16 protein-coding genes are annotated in these 20805 nt (G+C 70.7%); 13 read left to right on the top strand and 3 right to left on the bottom strand.

The features are described 5' to 3' along the window. The first annotated feature begins 98 nt into the window (after positions 1–98). The 7 genes from BJ998_RS03065 to BJ998_RS03035 all read left to right on the top strand — a co-directional run bounded on the left by BJ998_RS03065 (position 99) and on the right by BJ998_RS03035 (position 11155). On the top strand, positions 99–791 hold the full coding sequence (locus BJ998_RS03065) for an ATP-binding cassette domain-containing protein (protein ID WP_184858273.1): 693 nt from the start codon (positions 99–101) through the stop codon (positions 789–791). Beyond that, positions 788–1432, top strand: coding sequence for a hypothetical protein (locus tag BJ998_RS03060; protein ID WP_184858271.1), 645 nt, complete (start codon positions 788–790; stop codon positions 1430–1432). Before BJ998_RS03065 ends, BJ998_RS03060 begins: the two co-directional genes overlap by 4 nt. Before the next feature lie 628 nt (positions 1433–2060). Continuing rightward, positions 2061–3563, top strand: a complete 1503-nt coding sequence (locus tag BJ998_RS03055; RefSeq protein WP_184858269.1) for a VMAP-C domain-containing protein — start codon at positions 2061–2063, stop codon at positions 3561–3563. Continuing rightward, the gene (locus tag BJ998_RS03050; RefSeq protein WP_184858267.1) at positions 3560–4606 is read left to right on the top strand and encodes an AAA family ATPase; all 1047 of its coding nucleotides are present in this window, start codon (positions 3560–3562) and stop codon (positions 4604–4606) included. Before BJ998_RS03055 ends, BJ998_RS03050 begins: the two co-directional genes overlap by 4 nt. Next, positions 4603–8646: an SAV_2336 N-terminal domain-related protein gene (locus tag BJ998_RS03045; RefSeq protein WP_184858265.1), complete on the top strand. Its 4044-nt coding sequence runs from the start codon at positions 4603–4605 to the stop codon at positions 8644–8646. Before BJ998_RS03050 ends, BJ998_RS03045 begins: the two co-directional genes overlap by 4 nt. 26 nt (positions 8647–8672) lie before the next feature. Beyond that, a complete protein-coding gene (locus tag BJ998_RS03040) occupies positions 8673–9851 on the top strand; it encodes an ArsB/NhaD family transporter (protein ID WP_312889890.1) in 1179 nt (392 codons plus the stop codon). Between the two features lie 80 nt (positions 9852–9931). Then, positions 9932–11155, top strand: coding sequence for a glycoside hydrolase family 18 protein (locus BJ998_RS03035; protein WP_184858263.1), 1224 nt, complete (start codon positions 9932–9934; stop codon positions 11153–11155). Here BJ998_RS03035 and BJ998_RS03030 read toward each other — a convergent pair whose 3' ends face one another. Further along, positions 11156–12214: an effector-associated domain 2-containing protein gene (locus tag BJ998_RS03030; RefSeq protein WP_184858261.1), complete on the bottom strand. Its 1059-nt coding sequence runs from the start codon at positions 12212–12214 to the stop codon at positions 11156–11158. Between the two features lie 49 nt (positions 12215–12263). Between BJ998_RS03030 and BJ998_RS03025 the strand changes: the two genes are divergently transcribed. Both BJ998_RS03025 and BJ998_RS03020 read left to right on the top strand, forming a co-directional pair. Continuing rightward, on the top strand, positions 12264–12941 hold the full coding sequence (locus tag BJ998_RS03025; RefSeq protein WP_184858259.1) for a Crp/Fnr family transcriptional regulator: 678 nt from the start codon (positions 12264–12266) through the stop codon (positions 12939–12941). 113 nt (positions 12942–13054) lie between these two features. Then, entirely contained in the window at positions 13055–14161 is a 1107-nt protein-coding gene (locus BJ998_RS03020) for an ABC transporter substrate-binding protein (RefSeq protein ID WP_184858257.1), read from the top strand. 37 nt (positions 14162–14198) lie between these two features. Here BJ998_RS03020 and BJ998_RS03015 read toward each other — a convergent pair whose 3' ends face one another. Both BJ998_RS03015 and BJ998_RS03010 read right to left on the bottom strand, forming a co-directional pair. Then, entirely contained in the window at positions 14199–15344 is a 1146-nt protein-coding gene (locus tag BJ998_RS03015) for an HNH endonuclease (RefSeq protein ID WP_184858255.1), read from the bottom strand. A gap of 393 nt (positions 15345–15737) precedes the next feature. Next, a complete protein-coding gene (locus BJ998_RS03010) occupies positions 15738–16241 on the bottom strand; it encodes a DinB family protein (RefSeq protein ID WP_221337855.1) in 504 nt (167 codons plus the stop codon). A 157-nt stretch (positions 16242–16398) separates the two neighbouring features. Between BJ998_RS03010 and BJ998_RS03005 the strand changes: the two genes are divergently transcribed. From BJ998_RS03005 to BJ998_RS02990, 4 genes are all read left to right on the top strand, one after another. Continuing rightward, positions 16399–16746, top strand: coding sequence for a hypothetical protein (locus BJ998_RS03005; RefSeq protein ID WP_184858253.1), 348 nt, complete (start codon positions 16399–16401; stop codon positions 16744–16746). A gap of 257 nt (positions 16747–17003) precedes the next feature. Next, positions 17004–19511, top strand: a complete 2508-nt coding sequence (locus tag BJ998_RS03000; protein ID WP_184858251.1) for a hypothetical protein — start codon at positions 17004–17006, stop codon at positions 19509–19511. Further along, complete coding sequence (locus BJ998_RS02995) at positions 19504–20175, top strand: ABC transporter ATP-binding protein (RefSeq protein WP_184858249.1); 672 nt, start codon at positions 19504–19506, stop codon at positions 20173–20175. The genes BJ998_RS03000 and BJ998_RS02995 overlap by 8 nt, the downstream gene beginning before the upstream one ends. Further along, positions 20175–20801 (top strand): ABC transporter ATP-binding protein, encoded by a 627-nt coding sequence (locus tag BJ998_RS02990; RefSeq protein ID WP_184858247.1) that lies wholly within the window; start codon positions 20175–20177, stop codon positions 20799–20801. The genes BJ998_RS02995 and BJ998_RS02990 overlap by 1 nt, the downstream gene beginning before the upstream one ends. Positions 20802–20805: the final 4 nt, after the last annotated feature.

Raw genomic sequence — 20805 nt, 5'->3', positions numbered from 1 at the left:
TTAACAGTACGCTTGTCCTGTATTGGCCTTCAAGTGGGGTCTTGCTCACGTGAATCTCTCATCGCGTGTGCCAGGATCTCCCGCCGGGAGGGGTGGCCTTGATCACTGTCGACGGGGTGTGGATGCGCTACGGCCGTGGGCCTGACGTGCTCACGGGAATCGACGTGGCGTTGTCACCCGGCTCCGTGACGGTGGTGCTCGGCGAGAACGGCTGCGGCAAGTCCACGCTGCTGCGCATCGCCGCCGGCTGCACCGTCCCCACCGCCGGCTCCGTACGCGGCCGGCCGTCGGCGGTGTCGTACCTGCCGGAGCGGTTCCCCGACCAACTGCGGCTGTCGGCGCGGGCGTACCTGCGGCACTTCGCGCGGATCCGGCGACTGCCCACCCGGGTCGAACTGCTCGACCGGCTCGGCTTCGCCGGCGACCTGGACCAGCCGATGTCGGAGCTGTCCAAGGGCAACGCGCAGAAGGTCGGCCTCACCCAGACGTTCGGCTCCGTCGATGGCTTCCTCGTGCTGGACGAGCCGTGGGCGGGTCTCGACGTCGCCGCCCGGGCCGTGCTCAGCGACCTCGTCCGGGAGGCGGCCGACGCCGGCGCCACCGTGCTCGTGACCGATCACACCGGCGCCGCCGCGAAGCTGCCCGGCGCGACCGTGTTCCGGATGGCCGACGGGGTGCTGCGGCCCGTCGAGGACCTCGGGTTCGTCGAGGTCGTCGTGACCTGCACGTCCGAGGCCGTCGACCAGGTGGCGAAGCTGCCCGGCGTGCAGTCGGTGCGGAGGACAGCGTGATCCGCTACCTGCTCGCCGACCTGTTCAAGTCGCAGCGGTGGCTGCCGCCGGTGTTCGTGTACCTCGCGATGACCGGCATCCTCTACGGCGGCGACCCCGGCACGCCCCGGCCGCCCTACGGCGTGTCCGAGATGGTGCTGTTCCCGCTGGCCGCGTGGCTGACCGTCGTGCTCGTCAACAACGAGGATCCCGTGCAGCGGTACGTCACCATCGCCGCTGTCGGCGGTTGGCGTCGTCTGCTCGGCGGCCTCGTCGGCGCCGCCTTCGTCCTCAACGGCGTGCTCGTGCTGCTGGCCACCTTCGTGCCCGCCCTGATCCATCACCACCCTTACGCACTGTCCGATGTGGCCCTCGGCTTCACCGCGCACGTGATCAGCGCCGTCACCGGCATCGGCCTCGGGGTGCTGTGTTCGCGCCCGATGATCCCCACCACCGGCTGGTCCCTGGTCGCCGTCGTGGGCGTGTCGCTGGTGGTTCTCGCCGTGGCCAACCGCCTCCCGCCCGTCGGAGCCATGGCCCACCTGCTCTTCGACAACGCGCCCGTGTCGGTGACGGCGGTGGTTGTGCAGGTCGCGGTGGCGGTTGCCGTCGGCGCGTCATGCGTCGGCGTTGCCTACCGCGTGGGACGACGCCGCTTCTAGCTCGGCCCCCGAATGCCACATGCGGTCCGCATGGGGCGCTGGGAGGCAACAACGACGCGGATGTGGCATTTCGATTGTGACGGAAGTCGACATTCGGTGTGTCTGTGAGCGGGACTCGCCGGGGTGGGCCGTTTGGGCCAATTCGGTGATTGGACTGCTCCCTTCGCGTCGAACGGCGCAAGGTCGCGCGTTGACGCGCCGACAACCTTGTCAGGGAGCCCATCGCCATCCACGAGGGAGGCGACCATGAGCAGGTCGAAGCACGAGCCGCGGCCCGACATGCCGGCGCCGGATCTGCCGATTCCGTACCCGCGCCGACCGGTTCAGCTGGGAGCGCCGCGCTGACGTGGTTGGCGTGCGGGCCACCGCTTCCCCTTCACCAAGTGGTCCGCACGCCGGCTCGTCGGGCGGGGCCGGAGGCTGCTCTCCGCTACGAAGAGGCAACGTAGCGTGGCTCGGATACCCCTGGGGCGTTCTGTCACCCGAAGTGCCCAGTGGCGGTGCGCTTACGTGCCATTTGACGCAGACGAACGTCCCAACCCTGATTAGCCTTGCCCGCGACGGGGCCGGACGACCGGCGGCGACCTACGATGGCCCGCGAAGATCGTGAGCGATGGGGGAGGCGCGCGTGGTGTCTGCTGGCCGGCCGCAGCTGCCGGAACCCGTGCGCAACCGGCTGGTGGCGCTGCTGCTCGAGGTGGACGAGCTGCAGGACCCGACCACCCGCGGCCTGATCATGACGGAGTTGCGCAACCGGCTGGGCCCCGGTTTCGACGTGCCGATGCAGAAGAGCGACCGGCTGTACACGATCGCGCTGGTCGAGGAATGCCAGCGGCACTACGGCGGCCTGCGCAAGCTGGTGGACGCGCTGCGCCTGTTCTGCCAGGGCCACTACCGCGTGGAAGAGGCGGCGGACCTGGTGGCCGCGCACATCCCGCTGGAGATCCTGCTCCCCGCGGAGCGGGCGGACCTGCGCAAACTGCTGACGGCGCTGACGTCCGAGGTGGACGCGTACAGCCTGTACCGGGCGTCGGCGGGCCCGCTGGCGCCGCCGCTGGAGTCGGCCCCGAGCGACCTGCTCGGCGTGGCCGACGAACTCGTCAACATGATGACGCCGCCGGGACAACTGCCGCCGCTGCTGGTGTTCCTGGAGTACCTGGCGGCCTCTGTGGACGGTCGTGGCCAGACGGCGCAGGCGTTGCGGCACTGGAACGCGGACGTGGTGCGGCGCTGCGAACTGCCGCCGCAGTTGCTGGCCGCCGCACGGGAAAGCGCGCACTTCCACACCACGAAGCCGGGCGGCCGCGCCTCGCTGCTGGTCCAGATCGAGGAGGACGGTCTCGACCACAACCGGTTCCAGGTGTCGGTGTGGCTGTGGTTGGACACCGACAGCCAGACGCTCGCCCGCGACGACCATTCGTACACGCTGGAGGAGATCCCGGACGTCATCGACCGCGCGCTGCTGGACTGCGGCAGCCTGCTGGTCACGGACGCCGTGGAGCCGATGGTCGAGTTCATCCTGCCGCACCGGCTGCTGGTCATGCCGGTGGACAAGTGGCTGATCACGCAGGGCGGCCCGTTCCGCAGCCGCCTCGGCGTCTACTACCCGGTGGTGGTGCGCAGCCTGGACCGCCTGCGCACCACATCGCTGCCGCTGCGCCAACAGTGGCGCGCGAAGTGGCGCTGGCTGCAGGAGCACAGCGGACTGCACCCCGAGTCGGCGGTGCGGTGGCTCGCCGACGAGGACGGCCACGATCCGCAGCGGCTGTACCGCGAACTGACCGGCGACCAGCCCGTAGCGGTCGCGTGGCACGGCCCGCCGCCCCCGGAACACCAAGCCGTCGACTCCGTGCTGGGTGCCGCGGTGTGGGCCGGCACGCCGGTGGCGCTGTGGTGCCGTGAGCACCACGGCGAGGGCGGTCACCTCCAGCTGACCGAAATGCTCACCAACGGCCCGCTGCCGCGGCTGCCCGACCACGCGCTGCGCGCCCGCAAGGAGGCCGACGCTCCCGGCGCGGTCGACGACCACTGCGGCAACCACCTCAGCCTGCTCTGGGACGACCCGTCCCGCCTGCCCGAGCCGAGGTTCGGGCTGTCCGCGCCGAGCTCAACGGGAGGATCCCCACCATGACCGGGGACGAGGACTGGCTGATCTACCGGGGCGCAGGCGAGCCGCACGACGGCATCGACCGCCTCCCGCCGCCACCGCGGTGGCGCGAGTTCGGCGGCCTGCCCCTCGTGGACCCGCGGCTGGGCATGGACGGCTCGGGCGGCCGCAAGCTGGGCGAGCAGGAGCGGGCCACCACCTACCGCGCGGACCGCGAGGTCACGGAGATCGTCAACGCCGCGTTGTACCTGCGCCGGCCGTTGTTGGTCACGGGCAAGCCCGGCACCGGCAAGTCCACGCTGGCGTACAGCATCGCGCACGAGTTGAAGCTGGGGCCGGTGCTGCGCTGGCCGATCACCAGCCGGTCCACGCTGGAACACGGTCTCTACCGCTACGACGCCGTGGGCCGCCTCCAGGACGCGAGCCTGCGCCAGGGCAGCGCCCGCCCGTTGCTGCGCACGAGTGGTGGGGAACCCGCCGCACCGCCGAGCATCGGCCGCTACATCCGTCTCGGCAAGCTCGGCACCGCACTGCTGCCGCAGGCCCGGCCTCGCGTGCTGCTCATCGACGAGATCGACAAGAGCGACGTGGATCTCCCGAACGACCTGCTCAACGTGTTCGAGGAAGGGGAGTTCGAGATCCCCGAGCTCACCCGCCTGCCCGACGACCAGGCCACGGTCGAGGTGATGATCGCCGACGGCACCGACACCGTGCCGATCCAGCGCGGCCGCGTGCGGTGCAACGCCTTCCCGGTGGTGGTGCTGACCAGCAACGGCGAGCGCGACTTCCCGCCGGCGTTCTTGCGCCGCTGCCTGCGGGTGGACATCCGCACGCCGAACCGGCAGCAGCTGACCGACATCGTCGCCGCGCACCTCGGCCCGGAGGCGGTGGCCGCCAGCGACGACGTGATCGACCGCTTCCTGGAGGACCGCCGCGTCGGCGACCTGGCCAACGACCAGCTGCTGAACGCCATCTACCTGGCCGCGTCCGGCGGCCGACCGCCCGAGGAGACCCGGGCCCGGCTGCTCGACGCGCTGCTGCGGCCGCTCAGCCAGCCGGGCCAATGAGGCTCGAACGACTCGTCGACGTGCTGGCGGCGGCCCGGGTGGACGTCACCGGCGAGGAGCTGGCCGACGCCATCTGGCTGGCCGGTCACCTCGGCAACGCCCGGCCCACGGGGACGGGCGAGCCGGTGCTGGAGCGGGAGCCGCTGCCGCCGCCGGTGGAGCCGGAGGAGCCGGCCTCGCCGGGCGGCGTGGAGTCGGAACCCAAGCGGCGCTTGGGAAGTCGGCCGTCGCCGGGGGCGACGGAGGTGCCGGCGTCGTCGGCGTCCATGCACCTGCCGGGGCGCGGCAATCACACCGATGGCATGAGCGGCTTGACGATGCTGAGCCCGGCGGCGCCGGCGCTGCCGGACACGCTGCAGCTGTCGCGGGCGTTGCGGCCGTTGAAGCGGCGCGTGCCCGATCCGCATCGACTCGTCGTCAACGAGCAGGACACCGCCGACCACATCGCCGACACGGGGCTGTGGCTGCCGGAGTGGCAACCGGAGATGACGCGGTGGCTGGAGGTCGCGCTCGTCGTCGACTCGGGTCCGTCCATGCGGATCTGGCGGCGCGCGGCGACGGAGTTGCGCGTGTTGCTGGAGCGCATGGGGGCGTTCCGGGACGTCCGCGTGTGGGAGATGGACACCCGTGAGGACGAGCCGCGGCTGCGCCGGCCGGGCGCGCCGAGTCGCAGCCCCCGTGAGCTGATCGATCCGAGCGGTCGTCGACTTGTGCTGATGCTGAGCGACTGCGTCGGCGAGGCGTGGCTTTCCGGTGCCATGTCACGGTTGTTGGCGATGTGGTCGAAGTCCGGCTCGGTGGCGATCGTCCAGCCGCTCCCGCAGCGGCTGTGGCACCGCACGGCGATCGTGCCGATTCCGGTGCGGCTGCGGGCCTTCGAGTCGGGGCTGCCGTTCCGGCGGTTCGAGTTCCAGCCGCGCAACCAGGGCTTCGGCGCGCCGCCGCCGACCGGGACGTCGGTGCCCATCATGGAGCTGGATCCGCGGTGGATCGGGCGCTGGGCGTCACTGCTCGCCGGCGAGAACCGCGGCTGGGTCGACGGTGTGGTAGTGCTTGCCGATGGCGAGGTCGGGGCCCGTCCGGAGTGGATGGTGGACGTGCCGCCGGACGCCCCGCTGGACCTCGTGCAGGCCTTCCGCGCGACGGCTTCCCCCACGGCCTTCCGACTTGCTTCGTACTTGGCCACAGCGCCGCTGAGCCTGCCGGTGATGCGGCTCGTGCAGTCCACGATGCTGCCGGAATCCGGACCGGCGCATCTGGCGGAAGTGTTTCTGGGGCAACTGCTTCACCGGATCGGGGACGAGCGACCCGACGAGGACCCGGACGAGGTGCAGTACGACTTCCGCAAGGGAGTGAGGGAAACCCTGCTGGGAACGCTGCGCAGGGACGAGGCCGTCAGGGTCTTCGGCGAGGTGTCGAGGTTCGTCGGCAGCCGGATGGGGCAGCCGCTGGACTTCGCCGCGATGCTGGCCGACCCGTTCGGCCACGACGGTCCACGCCTGTCCACGGGCAGCATCGCGTTCGCCCGGGTGTTCAACACCGTGCTGGAGGCGTTGGGGCCGCCGTACTCGCAGGCGGCAAAACGCTGGAGCCAGTTGGTTCCGGCGCCGGAGGACGAGAACTCGCCGTCCCTGGTCGAACTGACCACTCTGGACGGTTCCGAACCGGAAACAGATGCGGTGACCGAGGAAGGCGAACGCACGGAGCGGCTGGCGTCGCAGATCTGCCTCAGCTACCACCCCCGGGACTACGCCTGGGCGGAATGGCTGCGCTGGGAGCTGGACCGGCTCGGCTACGCCGTCGTGATCAGGCCGCTGTCCGAGGCCTCGACCCCGGACGGGCTGCGCCGGCTCGCGGCGGAGGCGCTGGAGAACGGCCGGTACGTCATCACCGTGATCTCCGCGAGCACGGTCGCGCTGCCCTACGCCGGCGAGGCGTGGCTGCAGGCGCTGATCGACAGCCCCGGCAGCCGGGGCCGGGTGCTGGCGGTGACCATCCACGCCGGCCTGCTGCTGGCCGAGATGGTGGACCGGATTGACGGCGTCACCTTCGAGGGCAAGGACGCCCGCACGGCGCTCAACGCCATCGTGGACTGCCTCGGCCGGGTCGCGGCCCGACCGGCGCGCACCACGCCGCCGGAGGTGCTGCGCTTCCCGCCGCCGCCGTTCCCCGGCGACGACTCGCACGTCGGCGAGCCGGACAGCCAGGGCCCGGTGTGGGTGCTGGCCGAGATCCGCTCGGGCGGCCGGTCGCTGCTGGCCCGCGGCGGCGCGGACGGCGCGGTGCGGCTGATCGACGTGGCCAGCGGGCAGACCGTGCTCAACCTGGAGGGCCACACCGGCCCGGTCCGGGTGCTGGCGCCCATCCCGTCCGCCGACGGCAGCCACGACATGATCGCCAGCGGCGGCGTGGACGGCATCGTCCGCACCTGGGACCTGGACTCCGGCGCGCTGCTCCGGGAGAGCCGGTTCCTGGAGGGCGAGGTGTGGGCGCTGGCCACGGTCCGCGTCGGCGGCCGGACCTGCCTGGCCGGCACCGGATCCGGGTCGATGATCCAGCTGTGGGACCCGGAGAGCGGGCAGCGGCTGCGCACCCTGGTGCGCCGCGGCGGCCGGGTGTGGGCGCTGGCGTCGGTCGAGGTCGCCGGCCGAGAGCTGCTGGCCAGCGGCGGCGCCGACGGCACGATCCGGTTGTGGGACCCGGAGACGAGCGCGGTGCTGCGCACCATCCAGGCCCACCGCAGCACGGTGTGGGCGCTGACCACGGTCACGGTGAACGGGGAGTCGCTGCTGGCCAGCGGCGGCGCCGACGGCATGATCCACCTGTGGCACCCGCGCACCGGCGCGCTGGTCAACTCGTTCGTCGGGCACGTCAGCACCATCCGCACGCTCGCGGTGGTGCCGACCGGCCAGGGCGATCTGCTGGCCAGCGGCAGCGCGGACAGCACGGTGCGGCTGTGGAACCCGCGCGGCACACGGGACGGCGTCGAGCACCGGTTCAGCCACCACACCGGCGAGGTGTGGGCGCTGGCCGCGGTCGAGGTCGACGGCCGGGTGCAGTTGGCCAGCGGTGGCGTGGACGGCACGATCCGGCTGGCCGACCCGGTCACGTTCCAGACCGACGAGCTGCAGTCGGTGCGGTCCAGCGCGGTGTGGGCGCTGACGTCCGTGCTGCTGCCGGACCGGACCCTGCTCGCCAGCGGGGCCCTGGACGGGTCCGTGCACCTGCACGAGCTGTCCGGCTTCTCCGAGGAGCGGACGCTTCGCGGGCACCGCAGCACGATCCGGGCGCTGGCGTCCGTGCCGGGGCCGGGCCGCGTGCTGCTCGCGACCGGGTCGTCGGACGGCACCGTGCGGATCTGGGACGCCGACACCGGCGAGCACCTGTCCACCCGGGCCGAGCACACCGGCGAGGTGTGGACGGTGACGCCGCTGTTGGTCAACGGCGAGCGGTTCATGGCCAGCGGCAGCGCCGACGGCACCATCCGGCTGTGGCCGCTGGACCGGGCCGAGGAGTCGCAGGTGCTGCGCGGGCCGGCGGCCGAGGTGGTGTCGCTGGCCGCGGTCGACGGCACGCAGGGGCCGCTGCTGGCCAGCGCCGACAGCGACGGCCGCGTGCTGCTGTGGGATCCGGGGTCGTGCGAGCTGCTGGGCACCTTCGACGACGGCCTGGCCGGCGTGGTCACGCTGACCGTCGTCGACGGCCGGCTGGCCGCCGGCTGCCAGGACGGCACCATCGCCGTCGGCGATCCCGGCGACGAGGTGCGGCTGGTGATGGACAGCGGGCTCGGGCACGTCGGCGCGCTCGGGCCGGTCCGGGTCGGCGATCGCCGGCTGCTGGCCAGCGGCGGCTTCGGCGGCCTGATCCAGTTCTGGGACGTGCGCACCGGCGAGCTCGTCGGCGAGTACCAGGCGCACGGCGGCACCGTGCGCGCGCTGACCCGGGTGCGGGTCGACGGGCAGCCGCTGATCGCCAGCGCCAGCGACGACGGCGACTTCCTGCTGTGGGATCCGCAGAGCCGGATGCGGCCCCGGTCGTGAACACCTTGAGAGAAAAGGGAGCTTCGGTGCGGAGGCTGGACGCGCTGGACTGGGTGGCGATCGGGCTGCTCGCGGTGGGCCTGGTGTTCCTGGCGACCGGGCTGCTGCCGCCGGCCCAGGCGGAGGGCACCCTGGTCCGGATCGGGCCGATCCTGGTGTTCCTGGGCGCGGTGATCGTGCTGGCCGAGCTGACCGCCGAGGCCGGCGTGTTCGACGCCATCGCGATCCGGCTGACCATCCTGGCGCGCGGCAACTTCGTGCTGCTGTTCGTGCTGTGCGTGCTGTTCGCCGCGATCACCACGGCGACGTTGAACCTGGACACCACGGCGGTTCTGCTGACGCCGGTCATGCTGGCCGTGGCGGCCAGGCTGGCGATTCCCGGTGCGCCGCTGGCGATGACGACCGTGTGGCTGGCGAACACCGCGAGTCTGTTGTTGCCGGTGTCCAACCTGACGAACCTGTTGGCGATGAACCGGGTCGCGTTGAGCGCCCCGGCCTTCGCGCAGCGGATGGTGCTTCCCGAGCTGGCCTCGGTCGCGGCGACCGCCGTCTGCCTGTGGATCTTCTACTGGCGGCGGGGCCGGCGCGGCATGGACCGCTACGAGCCACCCACCGCCCCTCGGCCGGCCGACCCCGTCCTGTTCGGAATCTGCGCCGCCGCCTGCGTGATCTTCATCGCCGGCGTCGTCGCGGGCCTGGAGCTGGCCGTCGTGTCGCCCGTCTGCGCCGGCGTGGTGGTGATCGCCTTCGCCGTGCGCAAGCGAGGCTCGCTGCGCTGGGGGCTCCTGCCGTGGCGGTTGCTGGTTTTCGTCACGGGTCTGTTCTTCGTCGTGCAGACGATCAGCGACCACGGGCTCGCCGGCATCATGCACGCCGTCATCGGCGACAGCAACGGGCCGGGCGGCGTGTTCCGGGCCGCCGGCACCGGGGCCGGGCTGTCCAACGTGCTCAACAACCTGCCCGCCTACACCGCCGGGGAGGCGGTGGTGCCGGTGGCCAACCATGACCAGTTGCTCGGGCTGCTGATCGGCACGAACGTCGGTCCGATCGTCACGCCGTGGGCCTCGCTGGCCACGCTGCTCTGGTACGAACGCTGCCGCTCGGCCGGCGTGAAGGTCGCCTGGCCGCGCTTCCTGCGCACCGGGTTGGTCACGGCCCTCGCCTGCCTGGCGGCGGCCACCGGGGCATTGGTCCTGACGATCTGACCGGCTGAACAGGCGAATTTTTGGTCTGAACCATACCGACCTCTTGCTGATCGTGATCGACTCATTACAGAGTGGCGGGCATGTCTTCCCTGCGTGCTCTGACCGCCCTCGGGCTGGCCGCGCTGGCCGTTGTCGGGACGGTGGCGGGCTCGGCGTCGGCGGCGACCGACAACCCCGCCGCGCCCGACCGCCACACCGCGCCGAACCATGTCGTCGGGGCGTACTTCGCCGGCTGGGAGCGTGACTCCTTCCCGGCGTCGCAGATCCCGGCGAACACCGTCACGAATGTCTTCTACGCGTTCTCCACGATCTCGAACGGCGTCTGCGCGACGCCGGACGGCGGGGCGGCCGGGGACTTCGCGGCATTGAAGCAGCTGAAGGCGAGCCACCCGAACCTGAAGGTGTCGATCTCGATCGGCGGCTGGGGCGCGGGCGGCTTCTCCGACGCGGCGCTGACGGACGCCTCCCGCAAGAAGTTCGTCGGCGCGTGCCTCAACACGTTCTTCAAGACCTACAAGGACACGTTCGACGGCGTCGACATCGACTGGGAGTTCCCGGTCTCGGGCGGCCCGGCCGAGATCACCGCCCGGCCGCAGGACAAGCAGAACGCGACACTGCTGGCCAAGGAGTTCCGGCGGCAGCTGGACGCGCTCGGCGGCTCGCACAAGCTGCTCACGGCGGCACTGCCGGCGGGTCGGCTGCAGACCGGCACGGGCAAGTACGGCGATCCGTACGACCCGGCGGCGAGCTTCGACCTGGGCGGCATCGCGAAGGTGCTGGACTGGGTCAACCTGATGACGTACGACATGGGCACGGGCTTCTCCCCGGTGTCGACGTTCAACGCGCCGATGGCTCAGGTGCCGGCGGATCCGCTGCCACAGCCGATGAAGCGCTGGAACAACGTGACCGGCGCGGTGCAGTACTACGAGATGCACGGCGTGCCGGCGGACCGGATCGTGCTGGGCGTGCCGTACTACGGGCGCGGTTTCCACGTCACGCAGGAGGGCCCGAACCACGGCCTGTTCCAGCCGTGGGACACCAGCTTCGACCCGGGCAGCTGGGGCGACATCAAGACGAAGCTGCTGACCGACCCGGCGTGGAAGCAGTACTGGGACAGCAACGCGCAGTCGCCGTGGCTGTACAACGCGGCCGAGCGGAAGTTCGTCAGTTTCGAGAACCCGCGCTCGATCGGCATTCGCTCCGACTACGCCCGCAATGCGAACCTGCGCGGCGCCTTCACGTGGGAGATCGCCGAGGACGACGCCCAGCACAGCATGCTGGACGCGATGGCCAAGCCCTGGTGATCAGTCCTGGTCGAGCAGTGACGCGAGGATCGTGATCACGTCGCCGTGCAGCGCGTCGACGTCGAGGCTGTCGTCGCCCTCGATGCGCTGCACGGCGGTCAGCAGCGCGGCAAGGCCGCCGTTGCGCGTGACGCACGTGCGAACGATCGCGCGAACGTCCGTGCGGGCGCGCGGGCTGCGCGGGATCGACACCCGGATCTGCATCGGCAGTTCCTCGACGATGTCGCGGCGCGCCATGTCGTCCACCATCGACGGCACCCGCAGGAACGCCTCCGCGAGCGCATGCAACGCCTCGTCGGGGGCGCTGCGCATGTCGTGTTGTGGCCACCGTGAGCGGGTGGCGGCCAACAGCAGCGGGGACTGCCGGATGGCGTGCACGAGCTGACCGACGAGCCGCTCGCCGCCGGGCACCACGCGCACCACACCGTCGTCGGCCTCCAGCACCAGCGGGAGCTGAGGCTGCTTCGGCACCACGGCCTGGGTGACGCCGCCGCGCAGCCAACCGACGCAGTCCGTCTCCTTGGCACTGACCTGCACCTCGGCGTAGGTGCCGGGAGCGGCGGCCGGCTCGCCGCGCACGACCTCGCGATAGAAGTCGTCCGACACGATCAGCGCAAGGGGCGCCTCGCCGCGCTTCAACGCGTCCCGCACCGGGTGACTGTCCACCAGCCGGCACGCGTGGATCACCGCCGCCGCCGACGCGCCCGTCTCGTCGAAGAACACCTGGCCGTGGTGCAAAGCCACCCGAAGGCGGATCTGAGCGCCGTCCGCGTAGCGGCTGTTGTGCTCGCGCAGCAACACCTCCAGTTCGTGCGGCAGGCGGCGGACCAGGAGGCTTTCCGGCACCTCGGGCGTCAGGAAGACGACCACGCCGTCGCCGGTGTCGTTGTGGTACCCCGCCTCGTAGTCGTGCCCGAGGGCGCCGAGCGCGGCGGTCAGCATCTCGCGCAGACCGGCGCGGACGATCCGGCGGTGGTCCTCGCTGCGGTGACCGCCGCTGAAACTCTCCACATCGACCACGAGGATCGCCCGGTACACCGAAGGCTGACGCTCTGACATCCGTGTCGTGCCCTCCCAGCAACTACTCTTGCCGAACACCATAGGGGAGGTGATCGCGCTGACCGGTCCGGCCGGCACGTTCTGGGGGCGGCTGTCACCGGCCGAGCAGGCCGCGTTCGCCGCGGCCGCCACGCGCAGCGGGTTCGCCGCGGGTGAGGTGATCGTCGGCCAGGGGGAGCAGACCAAGCAGGTGTACGTGGTGCTGAGCGGCCACATCAAGGTCATCGCGGGGGCGGCCGCGGGGCACGGGGTGATGCTGGCCGTGTGCGGGCCCGGGGAGGTTTTGGGGGAGCTGTCGGCGATCGACGGGCGGCCGCGGTCGGCGACGATGACGGCCATCGATGCCGTCGATGTGCTGTCGCTGCCGGCGGTGCGATTGCAGGGGCTGTGCGACGCGCATCCGCGGATTGCGTGGTCGCTGTTGGAGGTGATCGCGCAGAGGCTGCGGGAGACGGATCAGCAGCGGGCGGAATACGGGGGCGGGAGCACCATGCAGCGGGTGGTGACGTTGCTGCTGGATCTCGCCAATCGGTTGGGGAAGGCCGGGGTGGACGGGGTGCACATCGCGTCGCCGTTCACGCAGCAGGAATTGGCGGAGACGGCGTCGACATCTCGGGAGTCGATGGCGCGGGTGTTGCGGGAGTTGCGGGAAGAGGGCGTGATCACGACCGGGCGGGGTCAGTTCGTGATACACCGGATGGAGAGGTTGCGGGAATTGGTGCGGTGAGGGGTTGTGGTGTTGGGGGCCGATTTTGTGCGGAGCCTCTGAACGATGGCACTCAAGGCTGTCAAGGGCAGGCGGAGCCTTGTCGTTCTGCGGCTCAGGGGAGGGATTGAGCAATGAATATGACGGAACCGTTGGGTGGGGCGGGGGGAATTGGTGGGCCACCGGTGCGGATCGGGGCTTTCGCGCCGTTGAGCCGGCCCGGATGGGTGGGGGCGGGGCGGCACTTGCTCGCCGGACTCGAGTTGGCCGTTCGAGAGGTCAATGACGGGGGCGGGGTCGTCGGGAGGCCGTTGGAGCTGGTGGTCCGGGATACGGCGGCTGATCCGCAGCGGGCGGTGGCAGCGGTGGACGAACTGGCCGGGCTGGGCGTGGTGGCCTTGGCCGGGGAGTATCACAGCGTTGTCGGGCGTGAGGTTGCCGCCCGGGCTGATGCGCTCGGGCTGCCGTTCCTGTGCTCGTCGGCGGTTCTTGATGGGCTCACCGAGCAGCCGACGGAGTGGGTGGCGCGTGTTGCCCCGGCGCAGTCGCACGGCTGGCGGATCTACGCGGATTTCCTGCTCGGCGCGGGGCACCGTCGAATCGCCGTGGCAGTCGAGCCGAGCGTGTATTGGGCGGCTGGCGTCGGCATTCTGCGGGACTACCTCGCTCCTCGTGGCGGCACGGTCGTTGAGTTCGACATGCGGGCGCTTGCCCCGACTGCGGTGTGCGACGAACTCGTCGAGAAGGGCGCGACGGCCCTCCTGCTGCTGGTCGGCAACCCGGAGCCGGCGGTGTCGATCGTCAAGGCGGTGCGTCGTGACCGGCGGCTGGCCGAGGTCATGATCGGTGCTCCGGCTGGGCAACCGGAGTTCGCCGAGTGGGTGACGCTGTTGGGCGGCGATGGCGCTGGGATCCCGTTCTTGCGGTACCTGCCCGAGCGCCTGGGGCCGCTCGGTGTGCGGGTGGAGGCGGCGTTGCGTGAGCGGCTGGGCGAGGCGCCTTCCTTTGTGGCCTTCGAGGGCTACGACACGGTCGCCGTCCTCGCCGATGTGCTGCGGTCTGACGGCGTGGACCGGGCGCGCATTGCCGAATCCTGGCCGCACGTCGCAGTGGAGGGCACTCGTGGGCTGATCCGGTTCTCCCGCACGCCAGGCATCAACGTCTGGCAATGGGCTTGGCCGCCGGTGCAGGTCGCCGATCGAGACCCGGCGGCGCCCGGTCGGTTTCGGATCCTGCGCTGAGCCCTGAATCCCTGTGGAGTTGTCAAAGAACGCGGGGTCAGTATTGGTGAGGGTGGGTGGTGTGGACCCGGCCCTGGGGTGTGGTCCAGGTGGTGGTGCCGTCGGAATCCAGGGTCACCGTGTAGTTGTCGTGTTTGCGGTGGTGGTGCCAGGAGCAGAGGCCCTTGAGTTGGGTGGCTGTGGTTTTGCCTTTGGGCCAGGGGATGACGTGGTCGAGTTCGCGGATGGGGCTGGTGCAGCCGGGGGCGGTGCAGGTGCCGCCGTCGTGGATCTTGACCATCTCCCGCATGGGGGCGGTGGGCCGGTACTTGGCGGTGCTCATGCCGGTGGCGTGCCGGTACTCGTCGAGCAGGATGCCGCGCCAGGGGCCCTGCATGGCCAGTTCGCAGGCGAGTTCGGCGGGGATGGGGCCGTAGCCGTCCAACAGGCCGGGGTCTTTGGTCAGCCCGATCAAGGTCTCGACGGGGATCGTCACATGCACCTGGACCTGGCGCTCCTTGGTGTTGGCGAGGAAGCGGTCGAGGAAGGCGTCGGCCCGCTTCTGATCAGTAGTCCGGTCATCTTGGGGCAGCTCGGCGACGTCGGCGTTGAGCAGGTCGTAGGCCATGCGGGCCTCCACGGCGGGCAGCACCGCCTTGAGCTGGGCCATGCCATCCGGCAGCGGCGTGAACTCGACCCGCCGCTCGGCCTTGGCCTGCTGGCAGCGTCGGTCGCTGCCGTCGGGGTCGGCCAGCGCGACCAGTTTCGTCGTCTGGCGGGCGAGTTGGCTGCGGTTCAACCCGGGCGCGACCTCGACCAGGGTGTCTTCGACCTGGGTGATCAGGGCCTGGGTGGGCAGGTGAGCCACCCGCTCATCCACGACTTCCAGCCGCCGCTGGTCGATCTCCCCGCGCCGCAGCTGGGCGAACAGCCGGGGCAGCGTCTCGACCACCCGGCTGAATTCCTTGCGTTGTCCCAACGCCCGCTCGGGTTCATGGCCGGCCATGGCCAACTCCGTGAGGTCGTCGACGTGGTGGAGGACCTCCAGCTGGATGGCGTGGCCGAATGCGGCGATCTTGCCGGCCAGAATGTAGGCGGTGACCTTCTCCTGACCGGAGAGGCCTGGAATGCCCACCCTCGCCAACAGGTCAAACAGGGCCCCGCAAGGCTCCTTGTTCTCCATGTCGAGGGTGAGTTCTTCCATGTCTTTAGAATACGCGCTCCAAAGATCGAACTCGAATCACTAATGGGTGATTGTTTCATGCATAATCGCTGGGCGCTTCGCGTTCTGGGGGATGGGGGTCGGGGGACTGAGGAAGTGGGAAGCGGGGGATCGGGGGATCGTGGAAGTGGGAAGCGGGGAAGCGAGGCCGGCAAGCGGTGAAGCGGGGGAAGCGGGGTCGGGAAACGGTGAAGCGGTGAAGCGGTGAAGCGGTGAAGCCAAGCGTGGATTTTGTGTGGAGGTGGACGATGGCATACAATTGACAGCGACTCAGGGCAGGCTCTGCCTGCCCCTAAACAGCCCTGAGTGCCATCGTCCAGAGGCTCCACGCCAAATCCACGCGATCCGACACGGAAAGCCCGCCACCTCCCGCCGCTACACCCCCGTCACCCCGTCCACCGCCTCCCTCAACAGATCCGCATGTCCATTGTGCCTCGCATACTCGTGAATCATGTGATGCATGACCAACCGCAGCGACACCTCCTCCTCCCATCGCGCGTTGTATGCCGTCACATCCAACGACTCCGCTTCCCGTTCAATCCGCCGCGACGCCTCCACCTCCGCCTCCCAGGCGGCAACGGCCTCGCCCCATGTCGCCCCTGAGGCGTCGTACGCCGCCTGGTAATCCGTCTCCTCCGAATACACCAGCCCCACGTTCTCCTTGCCCATCACCCTTCGGAACCATGTCCGCTCCACCTCGGTCATGTGCCGCACCAGCCCGAGCAGCGACAGCGTCGACGGCGGGCTGGCCTGTCGCCGTAGCTGCTCGTCGTTCAACCCTTCACACTTCAGGGCCAGCGTCGCCCGGTGGAAGTCCAGGAACGCCCGCAGCGTCTCCCGCTCGTCGCCACGCAGCGGCGGCCCGATCCGTTCACTCATCACCCGCACAGCGAACCACAGGTGTCCGGCCTGCAAGTGCACGGCGAAATTTCCTCGTGGAAGTTCCGCTGTGTGTCATGTGACGCAGAACTCCGCCGCCGACCGGTCTAGAAAGGTGTCATCTGCCTGATCGGGCAGGTAGAGGAGGGGACCAGAGATGAACACTCAGAACGAGGAGCGCCGACCCTACAACCGAGTCTTCGCCCGTGTCGTCCTGACCACGCTGTTCACCGCGGTGCAGCTCTGGGCCATGGTGGTGCTGCTGACCCAGGTCCACGTCAGCGGCGTCGTCGCCGTGGCGCTGGCCGTGGTGATGGCCGGCGGCGTGCTGGCCGCGATCTACGGCTGGCAGGAGGTCCGCACCGCGAGCCGCCAGCAGGTCGGCAACGACGAGCTGTCCGAGCGGGTTCGCTGGACCCGCGACAACACCCGCTTCCTCGACGACTTCTACCCGATCGAGCAGCGGCAGCGCCGCCGGGAGCAGCGCGACCAGATCGCGGTCTAGGCCGGAGGGGGCCACGGACCGGGGGTGAGGGACCGCCCGCCCCGCCGCTCGGGGAGAGCGGGGCGGGTGAGCACCAAGGGGGAGAGTCGCCCGCCGAAGCGGGGGCGGGTGAGTGGCAAGGGGTCGCCCGTCCCGGAACCGGGCGGGTGGCGCGAGAAGGACCGTGACGCTTCCTGGCAGGGGCAGGAAGCGCCACGGTTCGCTCCCTTTTCGGAAAACCTCGACGAGACGGGCCTTGTCGAGGTTAATCTTCGCCAATGCAGCTGCCGTGGCGGACTTCCGCTCGCACCGGCCTGAGCAGCGGCAGTTCCGTCGTGGTGGCGACGGTGACCGGTCTGCTCCTGGCCTTCGTCGCAGCATCGGCGGTGTTGTGTGCGGTGAGCACCGGCAACGCCGCGCTGAGTTACCAGGTGGGCCGTTCCTGCCCGCAGTCGCTGGCCCCGGCGGTGAACGGGCTGGGGGTGCCCCCTGACGCAGCCGACCGGATCGCCCAGGACGCCAGGGAAGTCGCGAAGCAGCAGGGATTCCCGCAGACGCTGTTCGGCGCGTACACCCGGACGTTCCGCCTGGATCTCGGCGGCCGGCCGTCGCCGTGGCTGCGTTTCGGCTACCGGGACGACGCGACGGCGAACCTGCGCGCGATCCAGGGCGGTGCGACGAACGGGACGTGGTTGGCACAGAGCCCGTCCGCGGACGCGCACATCGGCCTGGGGCCGCTGAGCAGCGAGATCCCGCCGGTGACGGCGATCTACTCCGATCTCAACGACCCGGTGTCGCCGTTCTGGTGCACCGAAGTCGCCACGGTCGTCTACAACACCCAGGCGGGCGACGGCGGCAGTTCCACGACGGCGTTCCTGCCCACGATCGCCGACGTCGCCAACCTCGGCCGCCGCCTCGACATCTCGGTGCGTTTCCCGGTCACGGCCCCGAAGACGCTCGCGGAGGCACGGGACCTGGCCGCCAGAAGCGACCGGCTGGCCGATGCCCTGCGCAAGAAGTTCGCCGCCGACGGGCTGACCGCCTTCGCACCGGTACGGCTGCCGTTCGCGTCGGCGCTGACCGAGGCGGAGAAGGCCCAGACCAACGTGATCGCGTTCGTGCTGCCGCTGACGGCGATCAGCCTGCTGGTCGGCCTGGTTGGCGTCGGCGCGATGGCCGCGCAGTGGTGCCAACGCCGACACGCCGTGTTGCGACTCCTGTGGGCCCGAGGCAGCTCGCCGATCTCCTTGGGCGCCAAGGCGTTGCTCGAACTCGCCGGCCCGCTGGTCGTCGGGGCGGCGATCGGTCTGGTTGTCGCCCGGGTCGCATTGCCGTGGTACGCCCCCGTTGCCGAGCTGGATCCCGGTACCACAACCTGGGCCGTACTCGTGGTCCTCGGCGTACTCGTCAGCGCGGCCGCGGTGCTGACGGCGACCGCCGCCTGGTGGACGCACCGCATGTTCCAGGCGCCGCGCCGTCGGCGGATTCCCCGTGTGCTGCGGCTGATCCCGTTCGAGCTGCCGGTCGCGACAGCAGCCGTGTTCTCGGGACTCCGGCTGATGCAGTCGGTGCCCAGGACCGGCGGTGTCGCGCCGTCGTTGGACGCCTTCGCACTGGCGTTCCCGGTGTTGGTGGTCGTGGTGATCGCGGGCATCGCCGCCCGACTCGGCCGGTTGCTGCTGGCGTGGTCGCACCGGCTGAGCGTGTGGTCGCTGCCGTCGGTGCAGCTGGCGGTGCGCCGGCTCGCGGCGGCCAGCACGGCGGCGACGGGCGTCCTGCTGGTGGGTGTCCTCGCCGTCGGCACGCTCGCCGTCGGCAACAGTGTCAACCACGCCGAGCAGAACTCCTTGGCCAGCAAGTCCGGCAACCTCATCGGCGCCAGGACGTCCGTGCAGATCTCCACCACCTTCGGACAGAGCAAGGCGCCGCTTCCATCCACAGTGGACGCTCATGCCACGGTGGTCGGCGTGGTCGATCGGGGCGTGAGCAACATGGTCGCCGTCGACCCGGCGACCTTCGCCAACGGCGCCTGGATCGACCCCGAACGCCGCGACGAGATGCTGGACCTGGTCGGCCGGCTCGGCCACGGGGCGGCGATCGCCGTCGGGGGCGCGAAAACCGGCTCGATCGCCATCCCCGGGTTCGCGCCGCTGCACACGATCGGCCAGCTGCCGCTGTTCCCCGGCATGCCGTACAACGTCGGCTACGTGACGGCCCGGTCCGACATCACCAGCACGTCGGAGATCAACTCGTTCTTCCTCTGGTCCAGCGACAACGCCGACACCGTGCTCAAGCAGCTCGCCGCCGGCCGCATCGACCACATCGCGTACAAGACGACCGACATGGCGTTGGACGCGCTGCCCTTCTACACCGTGCAATGGACCTTCGGCTACATCGCGTCGGTCGGCGCGCTGCTGGCCGTGATCGCGGCGGCGTCGCTGCTGCTGGCGGTCGGCGCGCGGCGCAAGCAGACGGCGTTGTCGGGCGCGCTGGCGACGCGGATGGGGCTGCGGCCCGCCACTTTGGTCGTCAGCCACCTGCTGGAGTTCGGCGCCGTGGCAGGATCGGTGCTGCTGGCCGGGGTGACGGTCGGACTGGTCGTCTCGGCGTTCTCGGTGCCACGCCTGGATCCCGCGCCCTGGCTGCGGCCGGTGTCCGCGTTGCCGAACTCGGTGATGTTCGTGCTGATCGCCGTGGTGATCGGGCTGGTGGTCGTCGCGGCGGCCGGGTGGATCGCGGTGCGCGGCGTGCGCACCGCCCGAGTCGGGGAGTTGATCCGTGGCTGACGTCCTTGCCGCGCAAGGAGTCGGCGTCGACTACCCGACGCCGGCCGGCACCGTGACGGCGATCGACGGCGTGACGGTCACCGTGCCCGACGAGGGCGTCACGCTGTTCGCCGGGCCGTCCGGCTCCGGCAAGTCGACGCTGCTGCGAGTGCTGGCGCTGGTGGAGCGGCCGACCCGGGGTGTCGTCCAGCTCGGCGGCGAGGCGGTGAGCGGGCGATCGCACCGCCGGCTGCGGGCGCTGCGGCGGCAGACCATCGCGCTGATGTTCCAGAACCCGTTGGAGAACCTGCTGCCCGAGCTCACGGCCGCGCAGAACGTGATCGCCGCCGCGCAGAGCGCCGGCCGCGAAGCCGACCTGGACCTGCTCGGCGTCGTCGGCCTCGACGGCATGGGCGACTACCGGGTGCCGGCGCTGTCCGGCGGGCAGCAGCAGCGGCTGGCGCTGTGCTGCGCGCTGGCCCGTGAACCGAAGGTCGTGCTCGCCGACGAGCCGACGTCCCAGCTGGACGACACATCGGCCGGGCTGGTGCTGGAGACGCTGAAGGTGTTGGTGGACCGGGGAGTTCCGGTCGCGGTGGCATCGCACGACGACCGGTTGATCAAGCTGGCCGATCGTGTGGTGCGGATGGACTCGGGTCGAGTGGATTCTGGGCGGGTGGCGTGATGGCGTTGGTGGCCAACGGGATCAGCCGGTCCTTCCGGCAGGTCGAGGTGCTGCGCGGGGTGGATCTCGCGGTGGCGCCGGGGGAGTTCGTCACGATCGGCGGACCGTCCGGTTCGGGCAAGAGCGCCCTGCTGTCCATTCTGTGCGGATTCGACCGTCCTGACGTCGGCAGCGTGCAGATCCGGGACGTCGAGTTGGACGGCGCCCCGAGCTGGCGGCGTTGCGCCGTGTTGCCGCAGGCGCTCGGCCTGGCCGGCGAGCTGACCCTGGCCGAGAACACCGCGTTGCCGTTGCTGCTGACGGGATCCCCGGAGGCGAAGTCCCGCAGCGTCGCCGTGCTCACCGAACTCGGCGTGGGGGAGCTCGCGGACCGGTACCCGAACGAGGTCTCCTACGGCCAGCAGCAGCGGGCCGCTCTGGCCCGGGCGATCGTCGTGGAGCCGGAGGTGCTGCTGGCCGACGAACCGACGGCGCACGTCGACCACGCCAGCGCCGAGGTGGTGCTGACGGTGCTGCGCCGGGTGGCCGATCGTGGCACGGCCGTGATCGCGGCGACCCATGATCCCCGCGTGCACGCGGTGGCCGATCGCCAGCTCCGGCTGGACAAGGGCCGCCTGGTGGCGTAGCCAG

The organism is Kutzneria kofuensis (genome assembly GCF_014203355.1).
In the GTDB taxonomy this organism is placed as follows: Bacteria; Actinomycetota; Actinomycetes; order Mycobacteriales; family Pseudonocardiaceae; genus Kutzneria; species Kutzneria kofuensis.
This window is presented reverse-complemented; position numbering and strand designations above follow the sequence as displayed.

Excerpts from the sequence above, each read along its gene's own strand:
- BJ998_RS03050 (WP_184858267.1), top strand. The coding sequence starts at position 3,560 with ATGACCGGGGACGAGGACTGGCTGATCTACCGGGGCGCAGGCGAGCCG.
- BJ998_RS03045 (WP_184858265.1), top strand. The coding sequence starts at position 4,603 with ATGAGGCTCGAACGACTCGTCGACGTGCTGGCGGCGGCCCGGGTGGAC.
- BJ998_RS03035 (WP_184858263.1), top strand. The coding sequence starts at position 9,932 with ATGTCTTCCCTGCGTGCTCTGACCGCCCTCGGGCTGGCCGCGCTGGCC.
- BJ998_RS03030 (WP_184858261.1), bottom strand. The coding sequence starts at position 12,214 with ATGTCAGAGCGTCAGCCTTCGGTGTACCGGGCGATCCTCGTGGTCGAT.
- BJ998_RS03020 (WP_184858257.1), top strand. The coding sequence starts at position 13,055 with ATGAATATGACGGAACCGTTGGGTGGGGCGGGGGGAATTGGTGGGCCA.
- BJ998_RS03015 (WP_184858255.1), bottom strand. The coding sequence starts at position 15,344 with ATGGAAGAACTCACCCTCGACATGGAGAACAAGGAGCCTTGCGGGGCC.
- BJ998_RS03010 (WP_221337855.1), bottom strand. The coding sequence starts at position 16,241 with ATGAGTGAACGGATCGGGCCGCCGCTGCGTGGCGACGAGCGGGAGACG.
- BJ998_RS03005 (WP_184858253.1), top strand. The coding sequence starts at position 16,399 with ATGAACACTCAGAACGAGGAGCGCCGACCCTACAACCGAGTCTTCGCC.
- BJ998_RS03000 (WP_184858251.1), top strand. The coding sequence starts at position 17,004 with ATGCAGCTGCCGTGGCGGACTTCCGCTCGCACCGGCCTGAGCAGCGGC.
- BJ998_RS02990 (WP_184858247.1), top strand. The coding sequence starts at position 20,175 with ATGGCGTTGGTGGCCAACGGGATCAGCCGGTCCTTCCGGCAGGTCGAG.